9 protein-coding genes and 1 riboswitch are annotated in these 10,518 nt (G+C 74.4%); of the genes, 5 read left to right on the top strand and 4 right to left on the bottom strand.

What is annotated here, in order from left to right:
- Positions 1–74: 74 nt before the first annotated feature.
- The 3 genes from ACIQMJ_RS20725 to ACIQMJ_RS20715 form a co-directional block, all read right to left on the bottom strand.
- Complete coding sequence (locus ACIQMJ_RS20725) at positions 75–1,256, bottom strand: S8 family peptidase (protein ID WP_499762625.1); 1,182 nt, start codon at positions 1,254–1,256, stop codon at positions 75–77.
- A 114-nt stretch (positions 1,257–1,370) separates the two neighbouring features.
- Positions 1,371–2,333 carry a DMT family transporter gene (locus ACIQMJ_RS20720; RefSeq protein WP_499762624.1) on the bottom strand — a complete coding sequence of 321 codons (963 nt, stop codon included), beginning with the start codon at positions 2,331–2,333 and terminating at the stop codon, positions 1,371–1,373.
- A 157-nt stretch (positions 2,334–2,490) separates the two neighbouring features.
- A complete protein-coding gene (locus ACIQMJ_RS20715; protein ID WP_499762623.1) occupies positions 2,491–3,750 on the bottom strand; it encodes a cytochrome P450 in 1,260 nt (419 codons plus the stop codon).
- Between the two features lie 93 nt (positions 3,751–3,843).
- A riboswitch (cobalamin riboswitch) is annotated at positions 3,844–3,966 on the top strand.
- A gap of 94 nt (positions 3,967–4,060) precedes the next feature.
- Here ACIQMJ_RS20715 and ACIQMJ_RS20710 point away from each other — a divergent pair.
- From ACIQMJ_RS20710 to ACIQMJ_RS20690, 5 genes are all read left to right on the top strand, one after another.
- Positions 4,061–5,359, top strand: a complete 1,299-nt coding sequence (locus ACIQMJ_RS20710; RefSeq protein WP_499762622.1) for a prenyltransferase/squalene oxidase repeat-containing protein — start codon at positions 4,061–4,063, stop codon at positions 5,357–5,359.
- Between the two features lie 43 nt (positions 5,360–5,402).
- The gene (locus ACIQMJ_RS20705) at positions 5,403–6,209 is read left to right on the top strand and encodes a hypothetical protein (RefSeq protein ID WP_499762621.1); all 807 of its coding nucleotides are present in this window, start codon (positions 5,403–5,405) and stop codon (positions 6,207–6,209) included.
- Entirely contained in the window at positions 6,206–7,258 is a 1,053-nt protein-coding gene (locus ACIQMJ_RS20700) for a CbiQ family ECF transporter T component (RefSeq protein WP_499762620.1), read from the top strand. The genes ACIQMJ_RS20705 and ACIQMJ_RS20700 overlap by 4 nt, the downstream gene beginning before the upstream one ends.
- Positions 7,255–8,856: an ABC transporter ATP-binding protein gene (locus tag ACIQMJ_RS20695; protein ID WP_499762619.1), complete on the top strand. Its 1,602-nt coding sequence runs from the start codon at positions 7,255–7,257 to the stop codon at positions 8,854–8,856. The genes ACIQMJ_RS20700 and ACIQMJ_RS20695 overlap by 4 nt, the downstream gene beginning before the upstream one ends.
- 154 nt (positions 8,857–9,010) lie before the next feature.
- Positions 9,011–9,844: an ECF transporter S component gene (locus ACIQMJ_RS20690; protein WP_499762618.1), complete on the top strand. Its 834-nt coding sequence runs from the start codon at positions 9,011–9,013 to the stop codon at positions 9,842–9,844.
- On the opposite strand, the gene ACIQMJ_RS20685 is transcribed toward ACIQMJ_RS20690, so the two are convergent.
- Positions 9,789–10,460 carry a hypothetical protein gene (locus tag ACIQMJ_RS20685; protein ID WP_499762617.1) on the bottom strand — a complete coding sequence of 224 codons (672 nt, stop codon included), beginning with the start codon at positions 10,458–10,460 and terminating at the stop codon, positions 9,789–9,791. The two genes, ACIQMJ_RS20690 and ACIQMJ_RS20685, sit on opposite strands and share 56 nt — an antisense overlap.
- Positions 10,461–10,518 lie beyond the last annotated feature (58 nt).

The raw sequence follows: 10,518 nt of genomic DNA, 5'->3' as shown, positions 1-10,518 counted from the left end.
GCGGACCGCGACGCCGATCATCGGGGTTCCCCGGCGCGCGGGGTGAGGGCGTCGCCCCCGCGCGCCGGGGAGGTTCACAGGCCGTTGGTGAACAGCAGGCGGTTGACCGTGCCGCCGGTCGCGCCGCCGCTGACCACGTCCGGCGTGGCCGAGGAGTTCAGCCAGTTGTGCACGGTGGCGGACGACTGGTCGCCGAACCGCTGCTTGTAGAGCGCGGCCACGCCCGCGACGTGCGGCGTCGCCATGGACGTGCCGCTCATCGCGCCCGAGCCGCCGGTGCGGAGGGTCGAGATGATCGAGCTGCCGGGCGCGTAGACGTCGACGCACGCCCCCGTGCTGGAGAACGACGACCGGGCGTCGGTGTTGGTCGAGGACGCCACCACGCTGGCCGTCTCCACCTTGCGCGGCAGGCGGTCGCAGGAGTTGCCGCCGGTGTTGCCCGCCGAGGTGGCCAGGAAGACGCCCGCGGCGATCATGTTGCGGATGGCGGTCTCCAGGCTGGCCGACGCGGTGAAGTTCCACGACGTGTTGGCGACGGCCGGCTTGGTGTGGTTGGCGGTGACCCAGTTGATCGCGTTGAGCGCCGACGTGGTGGTGGCGCTGCCGGAGCAGTTCATCATCTTCACGCCGTGCAGCCGCACGCCCTTGGCGATGCCGTAGGTGTTCGAGCCGATCGTGCCCGCGACGTGCGTGCCGTGGCCGTGGCAGTCGGTGTTGTTGGTGTCGATGCCGTTGTAGTCGAACGTGGCCCGGCCGCCGTAGTCGGCGTGACCCGGCGTGATGCCGGTGTCGATGATGTAGGCGTGCACGCCCGCACCGGTGTAGTTGTAGGTGAAGCTGTTCGACAGCGGCAGGGTGCGCTGGTCGACCCGGTCTACGCCCCACGACGGCGGGTTGGCCTGGGTGGCGTCGAGCGCGTCGGTGACCAGCACGTCCTGCTCGATGGTGGCCACCGCCGGGTCGCGGCTGAGCTTGCGCACCTGGGCCGGGGTCAGCTTGGCGGCGAAGCCGTGCAGCGCCACGTCCCAGACGTGGGTCGGCGTGACGCCGGCCGTGGCGGCCACGCTCGCGCCGCTGCGGGCGGTGGCGTTGAGCGAGACGATGTAGGAGTCCTTGATCGGGTGGACGGTCGCGGAGGCCGTCGCGGTGATCACGTCGGCCTGGTGCAGGGGTTCGGCCGAGGCGGCGGCGGTGGTGAGGCCGACGGCGGTGGTCGCGGCGGCCAGGACGGCGAGTGTTCGGTGAACAGGACGCACGGGTTGGCTCCTTCGGGTGAACCCGGGCGAGCGCGCCCCGACGCAGGGTTGACGAGGCGGACGGTCGCTCGCACGAGGTCCAGACCAGCAGCCTGACCAGCGGTTATGCCATGGTCAACGGTGGTCGGCCGAACGGCCGCCCGCCCCGTCACCCTCGGTGGACATAACGGACAACTGGTAATGCCCGCGTCGCTCGACCGGGCGCTTGCCCGCCGCCGACCGGGCCAGTGCCAGCCGGGTCAGCGCCACCCCGGCCAGGACGACGGCCATGCCCGCGACGATCCGGGGCGTCAGCGGCTCGCCGAGCACCAGCGCCCCGAGCCCGACCGAGACGACCGGCAGCAGGTACCCGACCGTGGCGGCACTGGTCGGGCCCTCGTCCTCGATGATCCGGTAGTTGAGGATGAACGTGAAGCCGGTGCCGAAGACGCCCAGCACCACCACGGCGACGACGGCCGTGACGTTGGGCGTGGCGGGCGTGTGGTCGAACGGGACCATCAGGGTGCTCAGCGCGGTGGCGGCGAGGAGCTGCGCCGCCGACACCGCGACCGGACCGCCGTGGCCGACGAGCTTGCGCCCCATGTAGGCGAACGCGACCGCGTAGCTGGCCGCCGCGCCGAGCAGGGCGAGCGCGCCCAGGCTGACCACGCTCGCCTCCTCCCACGGGGCGAAGATCAGCGTCACGCCGGCGAAGCCGACGACCAGGCCGAGCACCCGGACTGGCGTAACCGGACCGTCCGTGCCCAGGGCGAACCCGATGATCAGGGAGAACAGCGGGGTGGTCGCGTTGAGCACGCCCGCCACGCCGGAGTCGACGGTCTGCTGGCCCACGGCGAACAGCAGGAACGGCAGGGCGTTGCAGAAGAACGCGGCGACCGCGAGCCGCCCCCACAGCCGGCGCGGCAGCTTCTGACCGTTCAGGCGCGCCATCACCAGCAGCGTCACCGCCCCGAGGGCGCAGCGGACCACCGTGATCTGCGTCGGCGACAGTCCGGTCAGGGCCAGTTCGATCCACAGGAACACCGAGCCCCACAGCAGGGCCAGCGCACCCATCCGCATCACGCCGCGTCCGATCATGGGACCACCGTCCCCCACGACCGACTTCAAGAAAAGTGAAACCTCATGACGACGCGTTAAGTAACGCTACAAGGTTCGGACCTGGATGCAGCACCCCCGCGAGAGTCCCACATCCAGGTCCCGTGAGTCCTACGTCCAGGACCCCTGAGTTCAACGCTCAGCGCGTGTGGACTAGCAGCGAGTCGACCCCGTGCACGATGGACGCGGTCCGGAACGCGGGCCGCGCGTCGGCGAGCCGGAGGTCCGGGAACCGGCGCAGCAACGCCGGGTACGCGGCCCGCAGCTCCATCCGGGCCAGCTCGGCGCCGACACACCGGTGCGCGCCGTGGCCGAACGCCAGGTGCGACGACGCCGGGCGGCCCGCGTCGAAGTCGGACGCCTCCTCGCGGTTGGCCGCCGACAGCGACACCACGACCACGTCGCCTTCCTCGATCTGCTGCTCACCGACCCGCAACGCGTGCCGGGCGAACCGCGGGAACGCCACCTGCACCACGCTCAGGTGCCGCAGCAGCTCCTCCACCAGCGGCGCGGCGGCCGCGTCGTCGTCACGCATCGCCGCACGCGCGGCGTCGTCCTTCAGCAGCACGATCGCGCCCAGCGCGAGCATCGACGCGGTCGTGTCGAACCCGCCGGTCAGCACGCCGTCGGCCAACCCGGCCAGCTCCACGTCGCTCACGTCGTCGCCGTGCTGGCGGATGATCGAGCCGATCAGCCCGTCCCCCGGCGACCGGCGCTCGCGGCGCACGATCTCCTCCATGTAGGACAGCGACTCCGAGATGGCGCCCAACGCCTGCCCCGCGCCGCCGAACAGGTCGAACCGCGCCGCCGCGAGCTCCTGGAACCGGTCGCGGTCCTCGTAGGGCACGCCGAGCAGCTCGCAGATCGTCAGCGACGGGATCGGCAGCGCGAACTCCTGGACCAGGTCGACCGGCCCGGTCGCGGCCTCCATGGCGTCGAGCCGCTCGGTGACGATCGCGTCGATGCGCGGCACGAGCCGCGACAGCCGGCGCATGGTGAACTCCGGCGTGAGCAGCTTGCGCAGCCGGGTGTGGTCGGGCGGGTCGGCGAAGCCGAGGCCGCCGGGCGACTGCTCCAGCCGACCGACCGCCGCGCCCAGCCGCGCGTAGTCGTTGCTGAACGCGCCTGTGTCGGAAAGCACCTTCTTCGCTTCGTCCTGACCCGTGACCAACCAGACCCGCAAGCCGAACGGCACCGGGATCCGGTGGACGGCGCCGGCCTCCCGCATCCGCTCCAGCTCGGCGACCGGCACCACCCCGTCCCGCTTCAGCGGGACCAGCGCACGGTCCGGGAGCAGCGCGAACGCCCGCGAACCGATCTTGCCCAGCACCCACCGCGTCGCCGAACGCCGTGCGACCCACGCCACCAAGCCGTCGCGCACGGACGCCAGAGTCGTCATCGAACACCCCTCTTCCCCAGATCGAATCGCCCGACGGTAACCGTACGTAGGGGTGAGCAGCATCGCGCCAGAGGCGGATTGACACGCCGAGGTCGGTGACAGACGATCGGCAATCGCGCGCGAAACGGGGGAAGCCGGTCGAAATCCGGCGCTGACCCGCAACGGTAGGTCCCGGCCGGGACGAGCCCGAACACCCGTCGCTGCGTGCCACGCTCCCGACACCGTCGAGGTCAACGGGTCGGAGCCCGGGGGAAGTCGCTCACGGCTGTCCGGGGTCCGCCCGCGCCTCGCGCCCCCGGAAAGGTCGATCATGTCGTTGAGACGGACCGCCGCCGTCATCGCCGCCGCGGCGGTCGCCGCCCTCGTGGCGGCACCCGCCGCCCAGAGCCAGGCGCGGGCGGTGCCGACGACCGACGCGGGCGACGCGGCCGCGGGCTGGCTGGCCCGGCAGCTCGTCGACGGCGACCACTTCGAGAACGTGCTCGACGGCGTCGCCTACCCCGACCAGGGCCTCACCCTCGACGCGCTGTTCGCGTTCACCGCGGCGGGCGTCGCGTCCGACAGCGCCGACCAGGCCGCCGCCTGGCTCGCCGAGCCCGCCGTCCTCGCCAACTACCTCAACTTCGGCGACCCCGCCGACGCCTTCGCGGGGGCGCACGCGAAGCTGGCGCTGGCCGTCCAGGTGCGCGGCCAGGACCCGACGGCGTTCGGCGGCGTCGACCTGATCGCCGGGCTCACCGCGTTGCAGGCGCCGAACGGCCGGTTCCGCGACAAGTCCCGGCACGGCGACTACTCCAACGGCTTCACCCAGGCGTTCGCGGTCCTCGCGCTGGACCGGTGGAAGGGCGCACCGCGGGCCGCGGTGGACTACCTGGCCGGCGCGCAGTGCCCGGACGGCGGGTTCCCGCTGATCCTCGAGGCGACGCCGTGCGTGTCGCACGTGGACGCCACCGCGATGGGCGTGCAGGCGCTGCTCGCGGTGGACAGGACCGCCCCGGCGGGCAAGGCGCTCGACTGGCTGCACAACGTCCAGCAGGCGAGCGGCGGTTTCCTCGACGAGAAGGCGACCGGCGAGGGCAACGCCAACAGCACGGGTCTCGCCGCGCAGGCGTTGCGCGCCGGCGGGCGGACCGCCGACGCCGACGAGGCGACCGCGTTCCTGCGGTCGTTGCAGGTCGGCTGCTCGGCCCCGGAGGCCGCGCGCGGCGCGATCGCGTTCGACCGGACCGGGTTCACGCAGGCCGCGTCGCTGCGGGCGAGCGCGCAGGGCGTGCTCGGCCTGGTCGGGGTTAACTTCGCGGACCTGACGGCCCAGGGCGGCCGGTCGGGCGCGCCGGTGCTCGACTGCCCGGTCACCAGCACGTCGCCGACCACGTCCACTTCGGTCACCACGACGACGAGCACCACCGACCCGGCGGCCACGTCCGGCACCACCGCGACGAGCACCACGTCGGCAGCGGCGGTGGTGGCCGTGGGGAGCAACCGCGCCCCGCTCGCCCGCACCGGCGCCGAGGTCGGCCCGATGCTGTGGCTCGGCGCATTGCTGCTGGTCGGCGGTGTGCTCGCGGTCGCGCTGGCACGCCGGCGGGTCGCGGAGGCGCGGAAGTGACGGCCCGGGTCCGCGGCACGGCGTCGGCCGCGCCCGTCCTGCCGTGACGGGCCGGTTGCGGCGGGTCCTGGCGGCGTGCGCCGTCGCGGGGCTCGCGCTGACGTGCGCGCCGCCGACCGCGCAGGCCGCGGACTGCGCGGGCGTGACGGTGGTCGTGGACTTCCGCTCGCTGGGCGGCGGCGTGCAGACCGGGTGCGCCCCGGGCGACCCGGCGACGGGGACGGCCGCGCTGACCGCCGCCGGGTTCGGCTACACGTTCGCGTCCCGGCAACCGGGGTTCGTGTGCCGGATCAACGGCAAGCCGAGCAGCGACCCGTGCGTCACCACCTCACCGACCACGGCGTACTGGGGGTACTGGCACGGCCGACCCGGCGGGTCGTGGGTCTACAGCAACACCAGCGCGAGCGCCTACGACCCGGCGCCGGGCAGCGTGGAGGGCTGGTCGTTCGGGGCGGGTGAGCAGCCGGGCATCGCGCCGCCCGCACCCGCGCCGCAGCCGACCCCGCCGGCGCCGCAGCCACCCGCGCCCGGACGACCGGCGCAGCCCGCACCACCGCCCGGACAGACTCCGGCCCAGCAACAACCGGTGCCGCAGTCGGAAGCCCCCACGGCGACCACAACGGAGACGACGAGCGCGCCGCCGACTTCGTCCGTTCCCACGACAACGACGACGACGATCAGCTCCACGCCCGGTTCGGCGGCACCGACGAGCGCGGTGGCCGTGGAGCCGACGGCGGGCACGTCGTCGTCCGGGGGCACGGTCGGCCTCGTCATCGGGATCGTGGTGATCGCCGCGTTGGCGGGTCTCGGCGTGTGGACCGCGCGGCGGCGCGCCCAGGCGGCGGAGTGAGGCCGCACCCCGGCGCGTGGTGGCTGTGGGCGCTCGGCCTGGCCGTCATCGCCGGCCGCACCACGAACCCGGTGCTGCTGGCGCTGGTGATCGCGGTCGCCGGGTACGTGGCCGTGTCCTGCCGCGAGGACACGCCGTGGGCCGGCGCGTACGGGGTGTTCCTCAAGTTCGCGTTGGTGGTGCTGGCGATCCGGGTGGTGCTGCACGTGCTGCTCGGCGGGGTGAGCGGACCGACGGTGCTGGTCACGTTGCCGGAGATCCCGCTGCCGGAGTGGGCGAAGGGCATCCGGCTCGGCGGGCCGGTCAGCGCCGAGGGGCTCGCTTTCGCGCTGTACCAGGGACTCCAGCTGGCGACGTTGCTGTGCTGCGTGGGCGCGGCGAACGCGCTGGCCAACGCCAAGCGGCTGCTGCGGTCGCTGCCGGCCGCGTTGTACGAGGTGAGCGTGGCGGTCGTGGTGGCGTTGACGGTCGCGCCGCAACTGGTGGCCAGTGCGCGCTCGGTGCGGCGGGCCCGGGCCCTGCGGGGTGACGTGGTGCGGGGCGTGAAGGCGGTCCGGGTGCTGATGGTGCCGGTGCTGGAGGACGCGTTCGAGCGGTCGCTGGTGCTGGCCGCGGCGATGGACTCGCGCGGGTACGGCCGGACGGCCGGGCTGCCGAAGCGGACCCGGGTGGTGACCGGCGCGCTCGTGCTCGGCGGGCTGCTGGGGCTGTGCGTCGGCGCGTACGGGCTGCTGGGCGGCGGCGCGCCCACGACGCCGATGCTCGTGGTGGGCGCGGTGCTGGCGGTCGCGGGTCTGTGGAGCGGGTCGCGGCGGGTGCGGCGCAGCCGGTACCGGCCCGACCGGTGGGGGCCGCGCGAGCTGCTGATCGTCGCGTCCGGGGTGGTCGCGGCGCTCGCGACCGTCCTCGCGCCGTTCGACCTGGGCGGCTCGGCGTTGACGCCCGGCACGGTCCCGCTGACCGCGCCCGAACTGCCGCTGCTGCCCGCGGTCGGCCTGCTGTGCGCGCTCGCGCCCGTCGTCATCGCCAGGAACAGGGTGAACACGTGATCCGGTTCGAGAACGTCTCCGTCACCTACCGCGACGCGGACGCGCCCGCGTTGGCCGGGGTGGACCTGCACGTGCCCGAGGGTGAGCTGTGCCTGGTGGTCGGGCGGACGGGGTCGGGCAAGTCGACGTTGCTGCGCGCGATCAACGGCCTGGTGCCGCACTTCACCGGCGGCACGCTGACCGGGCGGGTGCTGCTGGCCGGGCGGGACACCCGCACGCACCCGCCGCGCGAGCTGGCCGACGTCGTGGGCGTGGTCGGGCAGGACCCGCAGGCCGGGTTCGTGACGGACTCGGTCGAGGAGGAGCTGGCGTACTCGATGGAGTCGCTGGCGCTGCCGAACCCGGTGATGCGCAAGCGGGTCGAGGAGACGCTGGACCTGCTCGGCCTGGCCGAGCTGCGGCACCGGCCGCTGGCGACGTTGTCCGGCGGGCAGCAGCAGCGCGTGGCGGTCGGCGCGGCCCTCACCGCGCACCCGCGCGTGCTGGTGCTGGACGAGCCGACGTCGGCGTTGGACCCGGGCGCGGCGGAGGACGTGCTGGCCGCGCTGCACCGGTTGGTGCACGACCTGGGCATGACGGTGGTGATCGCCGAGCACCGGCTGGAACGGGTCGCGCAGTACGCGGACCGCGTGGTGTGGTTGCCCGGCGGCGGGGTGCCGCCGGTCGCGGGCGCGCCGGGACCGGTGCTGGCGGACGCGCCGGTCGCGCCGCCCGTGGTGCGGTTGGGCCAGGTGGCGGGGTGGGAGCCGGTGCCGGTGTCCATCCGGGACGCGCGGCGGCTGGCCGGTCCGCTGCGCGACCGCCTCGCGTCGCCGCCGGTCACCGCTCCGGCGCCCGCGGCGGAGGTGGTGCGGGTGCGCGACGTGCGGGTCCGCTACTCCACCGTGGACGCGGTGCGCGGTGTGTCGTTGAGCGTGGGCGCGGGCGAGCGGGTGGCCGTGATGGGGCGCAACGGGTCGGGCAAGTCGAGCCTGCTGTGGGCGGTGCAGGGCACCGGTAAGCGGTCCGGCGGCGAGGTCGCGGTGGACGGCGTGGACCCGGCGACGCTCAAGCCGGGGCCGCGGCGGCAGGCGGTCGGTCTCGTGCCGCAGCAGCCCGGTGACCTGCTGTACCTGCACACGGTCGGCGGCGAGTGCGCGCAGGCCGACCGCGAGTCGGGCAGGCCCGCGGGGACGTGCCGCGAGTTGCTGGACCGGCTCGCGCCGGGCATCCCGGACGGGCGGCACCCGCGTGACCTGTCGGAGGGGCAGCGGCTCGCCCTCGTGCTGGCGGTGTCGCTCACCCCGTCGCCGCGGGCGGTGCTGCTGGACGAGCCGACGCGCGGGTTGGACTACCCGGCCAAGACGCGGCTGGCGGCGGCGTTGCGGGACCTCGCGAACGACGGGCACGCGGTCGTGCTGGCGACGCACGACGTGGAGTTCGTCGCCGAGTACGCGACGCGCGTCGTGGTGCTGGCGGACGGCGAGGTCGTGGCCGACGGCCCGACCGCCGAGGTGGTCACCGCGTCACCGGTCTTCTCGCCCCAGGTGGCGAAGGTGCTCGCGCCCGAGCCGTGGCTGACGGTGGCGGACGTGACCGCGGCCCTGGCGGCCCGATGAGGCCGCGCTCCTCCGCGACCGCCCGCGCGTGCTTCGCAGGGGTCCCCGCCCAGGGGATCCCTGTTCACGATCATGCCAGGTGGGACCGACAAATCCGCGCCGTCACGGTCGCGCTGTGGACAACCGGAGGCGGCGCGATCCCGGTGGTGGCGGCGTGACCAGGTCGATCCGCGTGAGGCCCCGTGCCACGCTGGCCCTCGCCGTGGCGGCGGCGATCAGCGTGGTGGCCTTCGGCTGGCCGTTGCTGGTGTCCGCGGACGCCGTCATCGCGCAGGGCGCGACCGGGCCGTGGACGTTCGCGCTGGTCCTGCCGCTCGTGCTGGCCGTGGTCCTGGCCGAGCTCAGCGAGGGCGGGCTGGACGCGAAGGCCGTGGCGATGCTGGGCGTGCTCTCGGCCCTGGGTGCGGCGATCCGGCCCCTCGGCGCGGGCACGGCGGGGATCGAGACGGTGTTCTTCCTGCTCGTCCTCGGCGGCCGGGTGTTCGGGCCCGGGTTCGGGTTCGTGCTCGGCAACACGATGTTGTTCGCGTCCGCCCTGCTCAGCGGCGGCGTCGGGCCGTGGTTGCCGTACCAGATGCTCGGCGCGGCCTGGGTGGCGTTGGGCGCGGGGCTGCTGCCGTCCTGGCGGGGCAGGGCGGAGCTCGCCCTGCTCGCCGCGTACAGCGCCGTCGCGTCCCTCGTGTACGGGCTGCTGCTGAACCTGTCGTTCTGGCCGTTCGCGTTGAGCGCGGGCAGCACCTCGCTGTCGTTCCAGCCGGGCGCGCCGATCCTGGACAACCTGGTGCGCGTGGTCGCGTTCAGCCTGGCCACGTCCCTCGGCTGGGACGTCGGCCGCGCCATCACCACCACGATCCTGGTGCTCGCGACCGGCCCGGTGCTGCTGCGGACGTTGCGCCGGGCCGCCCGGCGGGCGTCGTTCGGCGACCCGGTGTTCACCGGGGAAGCTGGGCCGCCACCTCCGCCACCGCGTCCAGCACCTCCGGCGTGACGTACCCGGTGGCCACCTCCGCCTCGGCGACGGCGACCGTGGTCCGGTCCCGGTCCGAGCCGTAGTTCGCGCCGGTGAACGCGACGTCCGGCAGCCCGACCTGCGCCGTGCCCAGCGCCTTCACGTCGCCGGTGCCGGGCGCGTCCACGAGGTCCTGGAACGCCTGGGCCTCGCCGCCCGAGGCGAACCCGACCCAGGCCACCGCGATCACCGCCGAGTTGCCCGCGTCGTCGCCGACGGTGATCAGCGCCCGGTCCATCGACGTGCATTCGTGCCGCCGCAGGAACTCCCGCACACCGCCGAACGCCGCGTCCACGCACTCGGTCCGCTGCTTCCCGGTGTGCTGCAACCCGCGCAACCCCATCCGCCGCCACGCGCCGTCCGCGTCACCCCGACGTGCCAGCTCACCGCCGGCGTCCTTGCGGTCCTCGACGCTCGGCCCCGGACCGCCGCCACCGGCCGAGCCGCCCGCGCTGAGGCCGACCGCTCCCCCGTACCCCACGGCGCTGAGCGCGATCAGCCCCGCGAGCAGCGCCGACCTGCTCCGCCTGCCCCCGCCGGCGACCAACCGCACCCGCACCCGACCGCGATCGTCGGTGTAGAAACCCTTGGGCACCGTGACCTCCTCCCCCCCCTGGAGGAAGGTTTAGCAACGCCGCAGGGGCCCAGACCCG

The sequence above is a fragment of the Actinosynnema sp. NPDC091369 genome (assembly GCF_044757065.1).
Classification (GTDB): domain Bacteria; phylum Actinomycetota; class Actinomycetes; order Mycobacteriales; family Pseudonocardiaceae; genus Actinosynnema.
The sequence above is the reverse complement of the archived record's forward strand: the minus strand, read 5'-3'. Positions and strand labels throughout refer to the sequence as shown.